Source organism: Ruegeria sp. PrR005 (genome assembly GCF_010500245.1).
Lineage (GTDB): Bacteria > Pseudomonadota > Alphaproteobacteria > Rhodobacterales > Rhodobacteraceae > Ruegeria_B > Ruegeria_B marisflavi.
In genome coordinates, this window is sequence record NZ_JAAGOX010000053.1 from 188,517 (window position 1) to 203,613 (window position 15,097).

Here is a 15,097-nt window from a genome sequence, read left to right on the forward strand (position 1 = left end):
CGTGCGTCAGGCGAAATTGACCGAGACCGCGCCAAAGGGGCCGAAATCGGCGTCGATCCGGGCGCCGGGCGGGCATTCGACCGGGCGGATGAAACTGCCCGACAGCACGATATGGCCGGGCGCGATGCTTTGCCCGTATTGCGCCATTCGGCGGGCGAGCCAGACCACGCTTTCGACCGGGTCGTTCAGCACACCGGCGCCCAGCCCGGTTTCCTCGATCTCGCCATTGCGAAAGGTCAGCGCCCCGACCCAGCGCAAATCGAACGCGTCTGGCGCATGGCGCTGCTGTCCCAGCACCACGCCCGCATTGGCCGCATTGTCGCTGATCGTGTCGCAGACATTGCGCGCCCGCCCTGTTTCGGGATCGACCCGCAGGATGCGGGTGTCGAGGATCTCCAGAGCGGGCGCGACATAGTCGGTGGCCGCCAGCACATCGTCTCGCGTCACCTGCGACCCGCCAAGTGGCGCCTTCATCACAAAGGCGATCTCGGCCTCGACGCGGGGCTGGATGAACCGCCCCTTGGGCACCGTGGCCCCATCGTCAAACGCCATGTCGTCGAACAGGATGCCGCTGTCGGGAATGTCGATTTTCAGCGCATATTGCATCGCTTTCGAGGTCAGCCCGATCTTCCACCCGATCACGTGCCGCCCGGCGGTCTGCTTGTGCGCCACCAGGGCCTGCTGGATGGCATAGGCATCGTCCATGTCCATGCCAGGATAGGCCAGCGACAACAGCCCGATCTGGCGGCCGGTTTCCTCGGCCTCGATCAACCGCGCGGCGGCATCGGCGTGCTCTTCGGGTGTCATGCCTCGTCCTCCACCCCGTTGACCAGCGTGCCGACCCCCGTCACCTCGACCTCGACCACGTCGCCGGGCTTCAGGTATCGCGGCGGGTCGAACCGCGCGCCCGCGCCGGTGGGGGTGCCGGTGACGATGATGTCGCCGGGGTTCAGGGTGGTGAAGGTCGAGATATAGGCGATCTCTTCGCGCACGGAAAAGATCATGTTGGCCAGCGCATCGTCCTGCCGCACCTCGCCATTGACCCGGGTGGTGATCCGCGCCGCGTCGATCTGGGCGGGATGGGTGAAGGGCACCATCCACGGCCCGATGGCCCCCGACCGGTCCCAGTTCTTGCCTTGGGTCACGTTGAACTTGGCGTGCCGCACCCAGTCGCGAATGGTGCCTTCATTGCAGACGCTCAGCCCCGCGATATGGTCATAGGCGTCTTCGGCCGGTATGCGCCGGCCCCCCTTGCCAATGACCACCGCCATCTCCCCCTCGTAATCCAGCGTATGGTCCTCCGGCGGGCGGATCAGCGGCTGGCCATGTCCGACAAAGCTCGACGCAAAACGCGGAAACAGCGACATGTATTTCGGCGCTGCGCTGCCATCCTTGTATTCCGCATTGCGGTCGGGAAAATTGACGCCGACACAGATGATCTTGCCCGGGTTCGGCACCGGCGGCAGATAGGTGAAATCGCTATGCGTCACTGCCCGGCCCATCGCCGCCTTGGCCAGATCGTGCAGCCCCCCCGCCGCGATCACCGCGCGCAGGTCGGGCCAGTGCGGGAAATCGGGCGACAGCGCCACGAACCCCTCGTCGCGGATGATGCCGTAAAGCTCCTGCCCGTCGGCGGCAATGGTGGCGAACTTCATGCTGTTCCTCTCGTCTGGCCCGGATATCAAACCGGGAAAATCACGTTGGTCTGCCCGGTGCCGGAGGACGGGAAATACTCCGTCACCACCTCGCAGGGCTTGTCATAACTGTCCCAGCCAAGCGCACCGTAGAGCATGGCTGTATCGTGCATCGACCCCTCGCCACAGCAGAAGCGCGCATAATCGCCCAGCATCTTCAGAAAGGTCGCATGATCGCCGCGCTTCCACATCTCGAGCACATGCAGGTCCATCTGCCGGTTGAACTCGGAACTGATGGTAAAGGTGCCATTATTGGCGGCATAATCCTTGTTGGGCCAGATCTTGTGCGACAAGGAGCCGGAGGCCACCAGCAAAACCTTGCTATCGCTGGCCTCTACCGCGGCGCGGATCGCCTCGCCCACGATGCGGCTTTCGTCATGGTCATGCACGGTGCACCAGGCCGCGACCGAGACCACCTTCATCTGATGTTCACGGCTCAGGAACCGCATCGGCACCAGCGTGCCGTATTCCAGCTCCAGACTGTCCAGATGATGGGCCAGCGTATAGGCGCCGCGCGCGCTGGCCTCCTTGGCGATGGCATCGCCCAGCCCCGGATTGCCCTCGTAGTCATAGGGCATGTTCTGGATGAACTGCGGAAACTCGTTCGAGGTGAACAGCCCCTGAAACCGGTTGTTGGCGTTGATGTGGAACCCTGCGTTGATCACCCAATGGGTGTCGCAGATCACCACGGTATCGGCGCCGAGCGCGCGGGCGCGGCGGGCGATCTCCAGATGCCCGTCGATGGCCGCCTGCCGCTTGCCCTTCACGGGCCCCTCCTGCTCCGACATCAGCATGGTCGGCACATGGGTACATTTGGCGGCAAGGACTATTTCTCCCATTTCTCTCCTCCGTCACGGGATGGTCGCGCGTTTCCCGGTGGGTGGTTCAGGCGCCCAGGCGCTGGATCTTGTGCTGACCGGTGGCAAAGCCGATGTGCTTCTGCTCCATGTAGAATTCGAACGACCAGTCGCCGCCGTCGCGGCCGATGCCGCTGGCCTTGACCCCGCCAAAGGGGGTGGGCAGATGGCGCACGTTTTCCGAGTTCACCCAGATCATCCCGGCCTCGAGCTTGTCGGTAAAGCGCAGCGCTCGGGTCAGGTCGTTGGTCCAGAGATAGCCGGTCAGCCCATAGGGCGTGTCGTTGGCGATTTGCAGCGCTTCTTCTTCCGTCGAGAACGGGATCGAGGTCAGGACCGGGCCGAAAATCTCTTCGCGCGCGATACGCATCTGGTTACTGGCGCCGGTGAACAGGGTGGGGCGCACGAAATAGCCCTGATCGCCCACCACCTCGCCGCCCGCCGCAACGGTGGCGCCGTCCTGGCGCGCGATGTCGAAGTAGCTGGTGACCTTGGCAAAATGCTCTTCGCCGATCAGCGGCCCGATCTCGGTCGCCGGATCCAGCGGATGGCCCACCTTGATGTTGTTCACCCGCTCGACCAGCCGCGCCTCGAACTCTTCGCGGATCGTGTCCTGCACAAGCAAGCGCGAGGAGGACGTGCAGCGTTCGCCGTTGATCGAGTAGACCATGAAGATCACCGCATCCAGCGCACGCTCGATATCGGCATCGTCGAACACGATCACCGGGTTCTTGCCGCCCAGTTCCAGATGCACCCGTTTCAGCGTGTCGGCCCCCTGTTTCACGATCATGCTGCCGGTGCGGCTTTCGCCGACAAAGGCCACGGCCTTGATCAGCGGATGTTCGGTCAGCGCTTTGCCCGCATCCTCGCCAAACCCGTTGACCAGGTTCAACACCCCGGGGGGCAGGCCCGCTTCTTCGGCGATCTCGATCAACAGCCGCGCGCTCAGCGGGCTGAGTTCGGCGGGTTTGTGCACCACTGTGCAACCGGCGGCCAGCGCGGGCGCGATTTTCCAGGTGGACAGCATGAACGGCGTGTTCCAAGGCGTGATCACCCCCACCGGGCCGATCGGAACGCGGGTGGTGATATTCATCAAAGTGGGCGATTTCAGATGCTGTCCATCGCGCGCCTGCACCACCTGATCGGCGAAATAACGGAAATTCTCGGCCCCGCGCAGCGCCGCCTTGGACATGAACCGCCAAGCCTGCCCGGTGTCCCAGCATTCGCACAGCGCGATCTCCTCGGCCCGCGCCTCGATCCCTTCGGCGATGCGGATCAGGATGGCGCGCCGCTCGGTCGCGGGCATGTCGCGCCAGGCCGGAAAAGCCGCATGCGCGGCCCGTGCCGCCGCGTCCATGTCGGCCGCGTTGCCGCGCGCGACGGAACAGATCACCGACTTGTCCACCGGCGAGGCTGTGTCGAAGGTGCCGCCCGAGCCGGGCAGGTCGCGCCCGCCGATCCGGTTTGCAATGCCGTTTTCGCGAAACCGGGCAAGATGGTTGTCGAGGGCTGCAAGCCGTGTCGAAAGATCGCTCATCCGCGAATACCCCTGCTTTTTCTTTGTTCACATGTTAAGCAAATATCGACACGAGTCAAGCACGCCGTGCCGCCGCTGCTATCGGGAAATGGGGGAAACGGGCGGTATGGCCTGCGACAACCTGTTGCAAACCTGTCGCTGCAACGCAGAATATTTGCCGTTAGCGCCCCAACCGGGCGCTTTTGACGCCATAAATGACCGAACGGCATTTGCTTTCGGGCGACCACTCCCTTAAAGGTGCCCGCCAGACGGGACGGTTCAAAAATCTGTCGCCTGCGCGGCACCGGAGGCACTCAGGGTTTCCGGGTATTTCTCTGAAAGGTCCCATGAACTATTCAGGGCCCGCCACGGGAATCGGACACGAGAAGAACGTAGCGATCACATGCAGAATTTCAGATTGAAAAAGGGATTGGACCTACCTGTCGCCGGTGCGCCGGAGCAGACAATCCATCCCGGTTCCACCGTCGGCACGGTCGCGGTTCTTGGTCCCGACTATATCGGGCTGAAACCCCGGATGCTGGTGCAAGAGGGTGACGAAGTCCGCCGCGGCACGCCGCTCTTCTGTCACAAGGACGCGCCTGAGGCGATGATCGTCGCGCCGATGACCGGTCGCGTCGCCGCGATCAACCGCGGCGAACGCCGGGTGTTGCAAAGCGTCGTGATCGAGGTGACCGATGCCGCCGATTCCGGGCTCGACTTTGCCGCCACCGGCAATGGCAAGACGTCCGAGGGCCTGACCGAAAAGCTCTGCGCCGCCGGTCTCTGGACCGCCTTCCGCACCCGGCCCTATTCCAAGATGCCCGCGCCGGGCAGCAAGCCGGACGCGATCTTTGTCACCGCCATGGATACCGAGCCGCTGGCAGCTGACGCCGCCACCGTCATCGCAGACGCGGGCAGCGCCTTTGCCACCGGCCTGGCGGCGGTCGCGCTGCTGACCGAGGGCAAGACCTGGCTCTGCCACAAGCCGGGTGATGCGCTCCCCGGCGGCGACGCCGCCGGGGTCGAGACCGCCACCTTCGAGGGCCCGCACCCGGCGGGTCTGGCCGGGACGCATATCCATTTCCTCGATCCGTCCAGCGCCGCAAAGACGGTCTGGACCATTGGCTATCAGGACGTGATCGCCATCGGGCGCCTTTTGGAAACCGGCCATATCGACCCCTCGGTGGTGATCGCGCTGGCCGGTCCTGCCGCCCGCCAGCCGCGCTTGATCCGCACCGTCATGGGCGCCTCGACCGATACGATGACCGCAGGCGAGATCTCGATCGACGCGCCTGTGCGCGTGATCTCGGGCTCGATCCTGACGGGCCGCCACGCCACCGGGCCGTTTGCCTATCTGGGCCGCTTCGCCCGCCAGGTCGCGCTGATCGAAGAGGACCATAAGCAGCACACGATGGGTTGGATCCTTCCGATGCCGTCGAAATACGCGGTGCAGCCGGTGCTGGGCTCGGCCTTCTCGCGGAAGCTCTACAAATTCACCTCGAACCTGAATGGCGGCCGCCGCGCCATGGTGCCTACCGGCACGTTCGAAGAGCTGATGCCGCAGGATTACCTGCCCACTCAACTCCTGCGCGCGATTCTGGTGATGGACACCGACACCGCGCAGGCGCTCGGCGCGCTGGAGCTGGACGAGGAAGACCTCGGGCTCGTCGGCTTTGCCTGCCCGGCCAAATACGAATACGGGCTGGCGCTGCGCGACTGCCTGTCCAAGATCGAGAAGGAGGGCTGAGCCCATGGGGTTGCGCAACTTCTTTGACCGGATCGAGCCGAATTTTACCAAGGGCGGCAAGTACGAGAAACTCTTCCCCATCTACGAGATGGTCGAAAGCTTCATCTACACCCCCAAGACGGTGACCACCGTCGCCCCGCACGCCCGGTCCTATGTCGATATGAAGCGAATCATGACCTATGTCGTGATCGCCACCATCCCTTGCATCCTGTGGGGCATGTGGAATACCGGCTATCAGGCCAACTCGGCCATCGCCATGCTGGGCGCCGATGCGGCCACCGGCTGGCGCATCGCCATCCTTCAGGCGCTTGGCATCTCGCTGGATGCGGCCAATCCGCTGGCCAACGTGGCGCACGGCTTCCTCTACTTCCTGCCGATCTACCTGACGACGTTGGTCGTCGGCGGAATCTGGGAAGTGATCTTTGCCACCGTGCGCGGCCACGAGGTGAACGAGGGCTTCCTCGTGACCTCGATGCTCTACACCCTGATCCTGCCGGCCAGCACCCCGCTGTGGCAGGTGGCGCTTGGCATTTCCTTTGGTGTGGTGATCGGCAAGGAAGTATTTGGCGGCACCGGCAAGAACTTCCTCAACCCCGCACTCGTGGGCCGCGCGTTCCTGTACTTCGCCTATCCCGCCTATATGTCGGGTGACAGCGTCTGGACCCCGGTCGACGGCTTCTCGGGCGCCACCGCGCTCGCGGTCTCGGCCTCGGACGGGTATCAGCAGCTGGCCGCCAACGGCATCACCTGGATGGACGCGTTCTATGGCACGATCCAAGGCAGCTTTGGCGAGACCTCGACGCTGGCCGCGATGCTCGGCCTGGCTTTCCTCCTGATGACGAAAATCGCCAACTGGCGCCTGGTCGTCGGCTGTCTGGCGGGGATGATCGGCTTTTCGCTGCTGCTCAATGTCATTGGCTCCGACAGCAATCCGATGTTCGCCATGCCCTGGTACTGGCATCTGGTGCTGGGCGGCTACGCGTTTGGCCTGGCCTTCATGGTGACCGAGCCGGTCTCGGCCAGCCACACCAATACCGGCCGCTACATCTATGGCGCGCTGATCGGGGTCATGGTCGTGCTGATCCGCGTGATCAACCCCGCCTTCCCCGAAGGCATGATGCTCGCCATCCTGTTCGGCAACGTTTTCGCGCCGCTGATCGACTATTTCGTCGTGCAGGCCAACATCAAACGGAGGGCCCGCCGCCATGTCTGAGACACGGAACCAGGGCCTGATTGCCCGATTCCTCGCCGCACCGCCGGACTCGGTCGGCAAGACCCTGTTCGTCGCCGTCACGCTGTGCCTCTTCGCCTCGATGATCGTGTCGATGGCCGCGGTGTCGCTGCGACCGGTGCAAGAGGCCAACAAGCTCAAGGACAAGCAGCTGAACATTCTGCAAGTCGCCGGGCTCTATCAACCCGGCCAGAATGTGGCCGAGGCTTTCAAAGCGTTCGAGCCGCAGGTGCTAGACCTCGATACCGGTACCTTCACCGACCAGTTCGACGCCGCCTCCTTCGACGATCTGGCGGCCGCCCAGGATCCTGAACTCAGCCGCGCGCTGGATGACGACCCCGCAGGCATCGGCCGCCAGTCGCGCTATCGTACCGTTTACCTGCTGCGAGACAGCAGCGGCGCGCTGGACAAGGTGATCCTGCCGCTGCACGGCTATGGCCTATGGTCCACGCTCTACGGTTTCATCGCGGTCGAAGAGAACGGCAACGACATCTTCGGTCTGCAATTCTACCAGCATGGCGAAACCCCGGGCCTGGGCGCCGAGGTGGACAACCCCCGCTGGAAATCGCTGTGGAACGGCAAGAAACTGCGCGATGACGCGGGCACGCTGCAAATCACCGTGGCCAAGTCGCAACCCGCCGCCGGTGCCGATTTCTATGTCGATGCGCTGGCCGGTGCCACGCTGACCTCGCGCGGGGTGGACAACCTCGTGCGGTTCTGGATGGGCGATCAGGGATACGCCCGCTTCCTCGACGCCCTGAAAGCCGGAGAGATCTGATGAGCCAGACCAAGAAAGAACTGCTGGTCGATCCGCTGGTCGACAACAACCCGATCACACTCCAGGTGCTGGGCGTCTGCTCGGCGCTGGCGGTCACCTCGTCGCTGCAAGTGGCCTTTGTCATGGCGCTGGCGGTGACTTTCGTGACGGCGTTTTCCTCGTTCTTCATCTCGATCCTGCGCAACCAGATCCCCAGCTCGATCCGGATCATCGTGCAGATGGTGATCATCGCCAGCCTCGTGATCCTGGTCGACCAGATCCTCAAGGCCTATGCCTTTGAGATCTCGAAAACCCTGTCGGTCTTTGTCGGCCTGATCATCACCAACTGTATCGTGATGGGCCGGGCCGAGGCGTTTGCGATGAAAAACCCACCGGTCGCCTCGTTCATCGACGGGGTGGGCAACGGCGCTGGTTACGGGCTGATCCTGATGCTGGTCGGCGTGATCCGCGAACTCTTCGGCGCGGGCTCGCTGTTCGGTATCACGATCCTGGAAACCGTGAACAACGGCGGCTGGTACGTGCCCAACGGCCTGCTGCTGCTGCCGCCCTCGGCCTTCTTCGTGATCGGTCTCTTGATCTGGGCCTTCCGCACCTGGAAACCCAAGCAGGTCGAGGAACGTGAATTCAAGATCCAGTCGGTGGAGGCGCACTGATGGAAGGGCTCATTTCCCTCGCGGTCAAGGCCGTCTTTGTCGAGAACCTGGCGCTCAGCTTCTTTCTTGGCATGTGTACCTTCCTGGCGGTGTCGAAAAAGATCTCGACCGCGCTTGGTCTGGGCATCTCGGTCATGGTGGTGCAGGCCATCACCGTGCCGGCCAACAACCTGCTTTTGAACACGCTCCTGAAACCCGGCGCGCTGGCCTGGGCGGGCTTTCCCGATGTCGATCTGACCTTCCTCGGTTTGATCTCGTACATCGGTGTGATCGCCGCCATCGTGCAGATCCTTGAGATGTTTCTCGATAAGTACGTGCCCGCGCTCTACAACGCGCTTGGCATCTTCCTGCCGCTGATCACCGTGAACTGTGCCATCCTGGGCGGTTCGCTCTTCATGGTGGAACGCGACTACAACTTTGCCGAGGCGGCGACCTATGGTCTTTCCTCTGGCTTTGGCTGGGCGCTGGCGATCACCGCCATGGCCGGCGTGCGCGAGAAGCTGAAATACTCCGACGTGCCCGACGGTCTTCAGGGCCTCGGCATCACCTTCATCACCGCGGGACTGATGGCCATGGCCTTCATGTCCTTCTCGGGCGTCAAACTGTAAGGGGGCCGGACAGATGGAAACATTTTCGCTGGGCGTCGTCCTCTTTACCCTGATCGTCATCGCGCTGGTCAGCATCATCCTGATGGCCCGCTCGCGGCTGGTCTCGACCGGCAACGTCAACATCACCATCAACGGCGAGAAAACCATCTCGGTTCCCGCCGGTGGCAAGCTGTTGCAGACGCTGGCGGCTGAAAAGCTGTTTGTGCCATCGGCCTGCGGCGGTGGCGGCACCTGCGCCCAATGCCGGGTCCGGGTGCATTCCGGCGGCGGTTCGATCCTGCCGACCGAGGAAAGCCACATCACCAAGCGCGAGGCCGCCTGCGGCGACCGCCTGTCCTGTCAGGTCGCGGTCAAGCAGGACATGGATATCGAAGTGCCCGAGGAAGTGTTCGGCGTGAAAAAGTGGGAATGCACCGTGCGTTCCAACGAAAACGTCGCCACCTTCATCAAGGCGCTGGTGCTGGAACTGCCCGAGGGCGAGAACGTCAACTTCCGCGCCGGTGGCTACATCCAGATCGCGGCCCCCGCGCACCAGCTCGCCTATACCGACTTTGACATCCAGGAAGAGTATCGCGAGGACTGGGACAAGTTCAATCTGTGGCAATACAAGTCCACCGTGACCGTCCCGATCGAACGCGCCTATTCGATGGCCAACTACCCCGAGGAAAGGGGCATCATCATGCTCAACGTCCGGGTGGCCTCGCCGCCGCCGGGCTCCGAGGGCATCCCGGCCGGACAGATGTCCTCCTACATCTTCAACCTGAAACCGGGTGACAAGGTCACCATTTCAGGCCCGTTCGGTGAATTCTTCGCCCGTGACACCGACAAGGAGATGGTGTTCATCGGCGGCGGTGCCGGTATGGCGCCGATGCGCAGCCATATCTTCGACCAGCTCAAGCGCCTGAAATCCAAACGCAAGATCACCTTCTGGTACGGCGCACGCTCGAAGAAAGAGATGTTCTTTGTCGAGGATTTCGACCAACTGGCGGCCGAGAACGAGAATTTCGAATGGCACGTGGCGCTGAGCGACCCGCAGCCGGGCGATGACTGGACGGGCTACACCGGCTTCATCCACAACGTCCTGTTCGAGGAATACCTGAAAAACCACCCCGCGCCCGAGGACTGCGAATTCTACATGTGCGGCCCGCCGATCATGAACCAGTCGGTGATCAAGATGCTGCTCGACCTGGGCGTCGACCGCGAAGACATCATGCTGGACGACTTCGGCGGATAAATTGGGAACCGGCGCAGCAATGCGCCGGTTTTTTGCTTCCGTCCCTGGCCGGTAGAGCGGTCCCGTGCCCCCGTGAGGGCAGGATCACTGAGACCCGCACGAGAAGCTCGATGGGTCCCGAGGGTCGCCCTTTCCGTCATATCGCGCGACATCGGGATAGGCGCACACAGGCCGGCCTCCGGCAGGCTGCCCCTTGTCATCGATCCAATAGGCTACGACCGCGTCAGGTGCCGTATCCGTTTCGGCCCATCTGTCGATTTCGGAGAGGAAGTTCACCCAGGATGGGCCCGCCCCGCCAAAGCAATGATCGACCCCCGGCATCATGAAAAGTCGGGCATCCTGTTGCACGCTCGGGTCATGAGACAATAAACCTTCGTAATAGTCGATCATTGCAAGCCCCGATTGCGCATTGTCCGACCAGCCGGAATACAGAAGCATCTTGCCACCCCGTGCACGGAACGCCGACAGATCGCGATCCGTGGCATTCAGCGTGGCGGCCGCAGCGGCCGCATCCTGTGCATAGGTGCTGAAATCGGCCCCCGCGTAGGACCATTCCGGATCGTGATACACGAAATTCCGTATGATCCCGGTTCCGAACCCGAAAAAGGCGCTTGGCGTGACCGGGACCGCGAAATCCCCGGCCTCGATCCCCTCCTGGAACTCGCCCGCCGCCTCCAGTGTATCCAGACCGCCCGTCAACCAGCGGCTCCATCCGCCAGGCGAGGTTTCGCCGCCAAATGGAAATCCGAAATATAGCGCCTCGCCCGAGGACGTTTTCGGCCCGTCGTAAACCACCCGCACCGCGGCAAGCTCTTCGGCAGTCAGGCAACTGTCTGACTTCTCTGCCGTACACAACAGGCTGCCGACGTCGAACTTGCACTGGCGTGGATCGTTGAGGATACCATCCTCCAAACCGTCCAGCGCGTCGCAGGCCGCAAGGTAGGACCGCTCGATCAACGCCTGCGCTTCCGGTCCGACAACTGCCCGGTCCAGTTTCTGCGGATCGGGATACATGGCCTCGGTGATCTTCGCCGCCTGCACGGCGATGCCCGTCCAGTTGATCGCATAGGCCCCGGCCGCGACGGCATCGAAATCCTCAGGATAGCGCAACGCCGACATGATCGCCTGCCCGCCGCCACGCGAACAGCCGGTGAAATAGCTGCGCGAAATACGGTCCCCGTAATAGGCATTGGTCAGGGCTTTTGCCGTGACCGCCGTCCGGTGCACCGCCAGATGTCCGAAATTGACGATCGCCTCCAGATCATTGAGCGCCCAACTGGCGTCGATCGGATGAGCCTGGTGGCCGGTATCCGTACCCACGGTCGCATAGCCCGATTGCAGCGCGCCATACATCAGCGCGGTGTTCATCACAGATCCAACGAATCCACCCCCGCCACCCATGACGAACTTGCCGTTCCACTTGTCGGGTAGCAGGAGCTCAAAGTTGATCTTGCCCCCGATCACCCCCGCAACCGAACAATGCGCGGCGGGCTCCGCCACCTCGCGCGCCGAGACCAGTTCGACATCGGGAAGGGGACCGAAACCGGCCGCGTCGCAGGTGGACAGGGCCCAGCCTGCCGGGGCAATATGCGTTGCCAATACCGCGGACATCGCGACGATACATACTCTCATCATACTCTCCCCTTCCCGTTCCAAACTCAGCTTTCGGACGAACCTATGCGGGCGCGATCGATCTGCGCCATGAGCCACGTGATCTTCACGTCCCGGCTTCGGCCGTCGGGGTCACGGCCGGATGTTTGGTCCGGGCCCTAGCCCACGATCATTTGCTTCATCCGCAGCGCTTCGTATTCCAGCTCGCGCAGGCGGAAATTCACCACGTCGCCGATGGTGATCATGCCGCACAGGTTGCCGTCCTTCACCACCGGCATGTGGCGGAACCGGCCTTCGGTCATCGTCTTGAGCACATCCGTCAGCGTGTCCTCGGGCGTGCAGGTGCGCACGCTCTTGGTCATCAGCGCCTCGACCTGCTGCGGCAGGGTCTGGCCTGGCGTGTCGGCCATGCGCCGCACGATGTCACGTTCCGACAGGATGCCTTGCAGCGTGCCGTTCTGATCGGTCACCACCACGGCGCCGATCCGCTTTTCCTTCAGCACGCCCACCACATGCCCGATCGTGTCCCCCGGCCGGACCGAGAATATCGCGTCGCCCTTGCCCTCCAGCAATTTGGCCACCGTCGACTGGGAATGCGCCAGGTTCGATTCGGCCGTCTGGCTATAGGTTGCCGTGTCGGCCTTGTCGCCCCGGGTCGGCGGCTGATATGAGGTGGGTGCCATGCGCGGGTCTCCTGCTGTCCTGCTGCGGGTTCACCTCCATCTTACCCCGGCAGACCGATCCGGGAAGGCCCGAAATTCACCGGCGCCGAAAATCGGCAAGGCCGTGATGTTCGATACCCTGCACCTGACCCCGTTTTCCGCCGCGCTGATCTTCTTTGTGGTGGTGGTCTGCGGCCACGGCTACCGCAAGACATGGAAGGCCGATCCCCCCGCGCCCCGGTCGCGGCTCTGGCTGTACGGCGTACCGGCGGCAATCGGCCTGCTGGTCCTCGCCTTTCTGCCGCTGCGACCCTGAGGCGTTTGACACCGCCCCGCCGCTGTCCTATGCCGCAGCAGCGAAATCGCCGAGGTTTTTCGATGTTCCGTTGGCTTGCCCTCTCCGCCACTCTCCTGCTCTCCGCCTGTCTCTTTGACGAAGAGCCGGTTGTCGTCAAACTTTCGGGCGAGACGATGGGCACCACCTATCACGTCACCGCCATCGGCCCCGATCTGGACGAGGCGAAACTCGCCGCCGCCGTGGCCGAGACCCTGACGGCCGTGAACGGCAAGATGTCGAACTGGGACCCAAAATCCGAGGTCTCGACCTTCTCGGCCAGCGATCAGACCACGCCGATGCCGGTATCGGCGGATTTCGTCACCATCCTGACCGCGGCCAACGAAGTGCATCAGAAATCGGGCGGCAAGTTCGATGTGACCCTCGGGCCGCTGATCGAGCTCTGGGGCTTTGGTCCGCGCAAACCCGAAGACCCGATTCCCGCCGATGATGCCATCGCCGCCGCCCTGCATGGCGTCGGCCAGACCCGCCTCTTGACGCTGAACGCGGGCGCCGGAACCATCGCCAAGGCCCGGCCCGAGACCGGCATCAACCTCAGCGCCATCGCCAAGGGTTTTGGCGTCGACGCGGTGGCGCGCACGATTGCCGGGCTGGGCGCCGAAAGCTACCTGGTCGAGATCGGCGGCGATCTGGTGACCAAGGGCAACAACGACAAGGGCGAGGCCTGGCGCATCGGCATCGAACGCCCCGACCAGGGCGCGCAGAGCATCCAGCTGGTGGTGCCGGTCAGCGACCACGGCATGGCCACCTCGGGCGATTACCGCAACTATTTCGAACACGAGGGCCGCCGCTATTCTCATATCCTCGACCCGGTCACCGGCCGCCCGGTGACCCACCGCACCACCTCGGTCACCGTCATTGCCGACACCGCGATGATGGCCGATGCCTGGGCCACTGCGATGCTGGTTCTGGGGCTGGATGCGGGGCTGAAAGTGGCCGAAGCCAATAACCTTGCCGTGTTTTTCATCGAAAGAGATGTGCAAGGCGGCGACGATGCCTATATGACGGCACAAAGCAGCGCCTTTGCCGATCTGCTCAACACCGACTGATCCGAAACGGGGACCCCCGAGATGACAACCTTTGTGCTGGCCTTCTTCCTCTTGCTGATCGTGATGCTGGGCATGTCGCTGGGCGTCATGCTGATGGGCAAGCGGATCAAGGGCAGCTGCGGCGGGCTCAACGCCATTTCCGGCACCGACCGCTGCGTTGTCTGCTCCAAGGAGATCGACCCCGACAGCCCGCTGCGCGAGCGGTTGCAATGCCCGCGCGCGCGCAAGATTGCGGCTGAACTGGAAAAGGAAAAGCGCGGCTGAACCGCGCTTCCTTGTCTTACCGTTTCCGCATGATCACCATGTCCTGACCCATCGACCGGCTGCCTTCCAGCGCGCGGCGGTGGGCCTCGGGCAACGAGGGATGATCATACAGCATCGGCGGCCGACCCTTGTAAACCTGCAAGACATCCATGTGCTTGCTCCACTCCTGTCGGATGAAATCCGAGGTGTGGATGGACGAGCCATAGTTTTCCGGGAAATCCATCTCCGTCCCGCGCGACGTGTGAATGTCGAAATACCAGAACCCGGCATTCTGGATCTTCTCGCGTTCCGGCTTGGAGAACTTGCTTTCCAGCCACCAGTCGCCCTGTATAGTGATCAGATAGATACAGCCCGGCTTGCCGACGCGCGCCAGTTCCTTCAGCCAGCGCTCTTCACTGTCCCGCTTGAGATGCGAGAACACCGAAAAGCTGTACACCAGATCGAACGTCCCGTCGGCCCATTTCAGCGGTGGTTCGGGCTGGCTCTGATATACTTCGGCATGTTTGAAGAAGTCGTTGCAGAACTTGACCAGCGGCCCGTTCGGATCACAGCCCTTGATGTTGGCGGTGTTCGGGAACATCTGCATCAGCCGGCCGGTGCCACAGCCGAAATCAAGGATCGACTGATAGTCATACAGCCGCTTCCCGTCATGTTTCAGCGTCGCCGCCTCGAAGAACGCGATATGCTCCAGCGCCGAGCGCTGGAAATGCGCAAGATCGGTCGTGCCAATGGTGTGGCGCAGCAGATGCTCGGGTATGTCCGACAGCGATGTCCGCTCCACCTCGGGCAGGAAAGATGCGTCGATAACCACCTCGTTCAATGCCGTATCTCCTTGAAA

16 protein-coding genes are annotated in these 15,097 nt (G+C 62.9%); 9 read left to right on the forward strand and 7 right to left on the reverse strand.

Annotated features, from left to right (window positions below; translation table 11 throughout):
- Positions 1-6: 6 nt before the first annotated feature.
- The 4 genes from hpaH to hpaE are packed head-to-tail and all read right to left on the reverse strand — an operon-like array spanning position 7 to position 4,088.
- A complete protein-coding gene (hpaH, locus tag G0P99_RS19685) occupies positions 7-807 on the reverse strand; it encodes a 2-oxo-hept-4-ene-1,7-dioate hydratase (RefSeq protein WP_164132181.1) in 801 nt (266 codons plus the stop codon).
- On the reverse strand, positions 804-1,655 hold the full coding sequence (locus tag G0P99_RS19690; RefSeq protein ID WP_164132182.1) for a fumarylacetoacetate hydrolase family protein: 852 nt from the start codon (positions 1,653-1,655) through the stop codon (positions 804-806). Before G0P99_RS19690 ends, hpaH begins: the two co-directional genes overlap by 4 nt.
- A 26-nt stretch (positions 1,656-1,681) precedes the next feature.
- Positions 1,682-2,533 (reverse strand): 3,4-dihydroxyphenylacetate 2,3-dioxygenase, encoded by an 852-nt coding sequence (gene hpaD, locus G0P99_RS19695; RefSeq protein ID WP_164132183.1) that lies wholly within the window; start codon positions 2,531-2,533, stop codon positions 1,682-1,684.
- Between the two features lie 46 nt (positions 2,534-2,579).
- On the reverse strand, positions 2,580-4,088 hold the full coding sequence (gene hpaE, locus G0P99_RS19700) for a 5-carboxymethyl-2-hydroxymuconate semialdehyde dehydrogenase (protein WP_164132184.1): 1,509 nt from the start codon (positions 4,086-4,088) through the stop codon (positions 2,580-2,582).
- Positions 4,089-4,470: 382 nt separating this feature from the next.
- On the opposite strand from hpaE, the gene G0P99_RS19705 reads away from it, so the two are divergent.
- The 6 genes from G0P99_RS19705 to nqrF are packed head-to-tail and all read left to right on the forward strand — an operon-like array spanning position 4,471 to position 10,318.
- A complete protein-coding gene (locus G0P99_RS19705; protein ID WP_164132185.1) occupies positions 4,471-5,814 on the forward strand; it encodes a Na(+)-translocating NADH-quinone reductase subunit A in 1,344 nt (447 codons plus the stop codon).
- A 4-nt stretch (positions 5,815-5,818) separates the two neighbouring features.
- Positions 5,819-7,027, forward strand: a complete 1,209-nt coding sequence (locus G0P99_RS19710) for an NADH:ubiquinone reductase (Na(+)-transporting) subunit B (RefSeq protein ID WP_164132186.1) — start codon at positions 5,819-5,821, stop codon at positions 7,025-7,027.
- Positions 7,020-7,823: a Na(+)-translocating NADH-quinone reductase subunit C gene (locus G0P99_RS19715; RefSeq protein ID WP_164132187.1), complete on the forward strand. Its 804-nt coding sequence runs from the start codon at positions 7,020-7,022 to the stop codon at positions 7,821-7,823. Before G0P99_RS19710 ends, G0P99_RS19715 begins: the two co-directional genes overlap by 8 nt.
- Complete coding sequence (locus G0P99_RS19720) at positions 7,823-8,476, forward strand: NADH:ubiquinone reductase (Na(+)-transporting) subunit D (protein ID WP_164132188.1); 654 nt, start codon at positions 7,823-7,825, stop codon at positions 8,474-8,476. Before G0P99_RS19715 ends, G0P99_RS19720 begins: the two co-directional genes overlap by 1 nt.
- Positions 8,476-9,084: an NADH:ubiquinone reductase (Na(+)-transporting) subunit E gene (gene nqrE, locus G0P99_RS19725; protein WP_164132189.1), complete on the forward strand. Its 609-nt coding sequence runs from the start codon at positions 8,476-8,478 to the stop codon at positions 9,082-9,084. Before G0P99_RS19720 ends, nqrE begins: the two co-directional genes overlap by 1 nt.
- Positions 9,085-9,097: 13 nt before the next feature.
- Positions 9,098-10,318, forward strand: a complete 1,221-nt coding sequence (nqrF, locus tag G0P99_RS19730; protein ID WP_164132190.1) for an NADH:ubiquinone reductase (Na(+)-transporting) subunit F — start codon at positions 9,098-9,100, stop codon at positions 10,316-10,318.
- Between the two features lie 84 nt (positions 10,319-10,402).
- On the opposite strand, the gene G0P99_RS19735 is transcribed toward nqrF, so the two are convergent.
- Positions 10,403-11,950, reverse strand: a complete 1,548-nt coding sequence (locus tag G0P99_RS19735) for a tannase/feruloyl esterase family alpha/beta hydrolase (protein ID WP_164132191.1) — start codon at positions 11,948-11,950, stop codon at positions 10,403-10,405.
- A gap of 137 nt (positions 11,951-12,087) precedes the next feature.
- The gene (locus tag G0P99_RS19740; RefSeq protein WP_164132192.1) at positions 12,088-12,612 is read right to left on the reverse strand and encodes a CBS domain-containing protein; all 525 of its coding nucleotides are present in this window, start codon (positions 12,610-12,612) and stop codon (positions 12,088-12,090) included.
- Positions 12,613-12,718: 106 nt separating this feature from the next.
- Here G0P99_RS19740 and G0P99_RS19745 point away from each other — a divergent pair, with 106 nt between their 5' ends.
- The 3 genes from G0P99_RS19745 (at position 12,719) to nqrM (ending at position 14,259) form a co-directional block, all read left to right on the forward strand.
- Positions 12,719-12,907: a hypothetical protein gene (locus G0P99_RS19745; protein WP_164132193.1), complete on the forward strand. Its 189-nt coding sequence runs from the start codon at positions 12,719-12,721 to the stop codon at positions 12,905-12,907.
- Between the two features lie 62 nt (positions 12,908-12,969).
- Positions 12,970-13,995: an FAD:protein FMN transferase gene (locus G0P99_RS19750; protein WP_164132194.1), complete on the forward strand. Its 1,026-nt coding sequence runs from the start codon at positions 12,970-12,972 to the stop codon at positions 13,993-13,995.
- A 21-nt stretch (positions 13,996-14,016) separates the two neighbouring features.
- Entirely contained in the window at positions 14,017-14,259 is a 243-nt protein-coding gene (nqrM, locus tag G0P99_RS19755; RefSeq protein WP_164132195.1) for a (Na+)-NQR maturation NqrM, read from the forward strand.
- Positions 14,260-14,275: 16 nt separating this feature from the next.
- On the opposite strand, the gene G0P99_RS19760 is transcribed toward nqrM, so the two are convergent.
- On the reverse strand, positions 14,276-15,070 hold the full coding sequence (locus G0P99_RS19760) for a class I SAM-dependent methyltransferase (RefSeq protein ID WP_370462858.1): 795 nt from the start codon (positions 15,068-15,070) through the stop codon (positions 14,276-14,278).
- Between the last annotated feature and the right edge of the window lie 27 nt (positions 15,071-15,097).

Coding starts and splice junctions, on each gene's coding strand:
- G0P99_RS19740 (WP_164132192.1), bottom strand. CDS start 12,612: ATGGCACCCACCTCATATCAGCCGCCGACCCGGGGCGACAAGGCCGAC.
- nqrM (WP_164132195.1), top strand. CDS start 14,017: ATGACAACCTTTGTGCTGGCCTTCTTCCTCTTGCTGATCGTGATGCTG.
- hpaE (WP_164132184.1), bottom strand. CDS start 4,088: ATGAGCGATCTTTCGACACGGCTTGCAGCCCTCGACAACCATCTTGCC.
- G0P99_RS19750 (WP_164132194.1), top strand. CDS start 12,970: ATGTTCCGTTGGCTTGCCCTCTCCGCCACTCTCCTGCTCTCCGCCTGT.
- G0P99_RS19690 (WP_164132182.1), bottom strand. CDS start 1,655: ATGAAGTTCGCCACCATTGCCGCCGACGGGCAGGAGCTTTACGGCATC.
- G0P99_RS19705 (WP_164132185.1), top strand. CDS start 4,471: ATGCAGAATTTCAGATTGAAAAAGGGATTGGACCTACCTGTCGCCGGT.
- hpaD (WP_164132183.1), bottom strand. CDS start 2,533: ATGGGAGAAATAGTCCTTGCCGCCAAATGTACCCATGTGCCGACCATG.
- nqrE (WP_164132189.1), top strand. CDS start 8,476: ATGGAAGGGCTCATTTCCCTCGCGGTCAAGGCCGTCTTTGTCGAGAAC.
- G0P99_RS19720 (WP_164132188.1), top strand. CDS start 7,823: ATGAGCCAGACCAAGAAAGAACTGCTGGTCGATCCGCTGGTCGACAAC.
- G0P99_RS19745 (WP_164132193.1), top strand. CDS start 12,719: ATGTTCGATACCCTGCACCTGACCCCGTTTTCCGCCGCGCTGATCTTC.
- G0P99_RS19735 (WP_164132191.1), bottom strand. CDS start 11,950: ATGAGAGTATGTATCGTCGCGATGTCCGCGGTATTGGCAACGCATATT.
- nqrF (WP_164132190.1), top strand. CDS start 9,098: ATGGAAACATTTTCGCTGGGCGTCGTCCTCTTTACCCTGATCGTCATC.
- hpaH (WP_164132181.1), bottom strand. CDS start 807: ATGACACCCGAAGAGCACGCCGATGCCGCCGCGCGGTTGATCGAGGCC.
- G0P99_RS19715 (WP_164132187.1), top strand. CDS start 7,020: ATGTCTGAGACACGGAACCAGGGCCTGATTGCCCGATTCCTCGCCGCA.
- G0P99_RS19710 (WP_164132186.1), top strand. CDS start 5,819: ATGGGGTTGCGCAACTTCTTTGACCGGATCGAGCCGAATTTTACCAAG.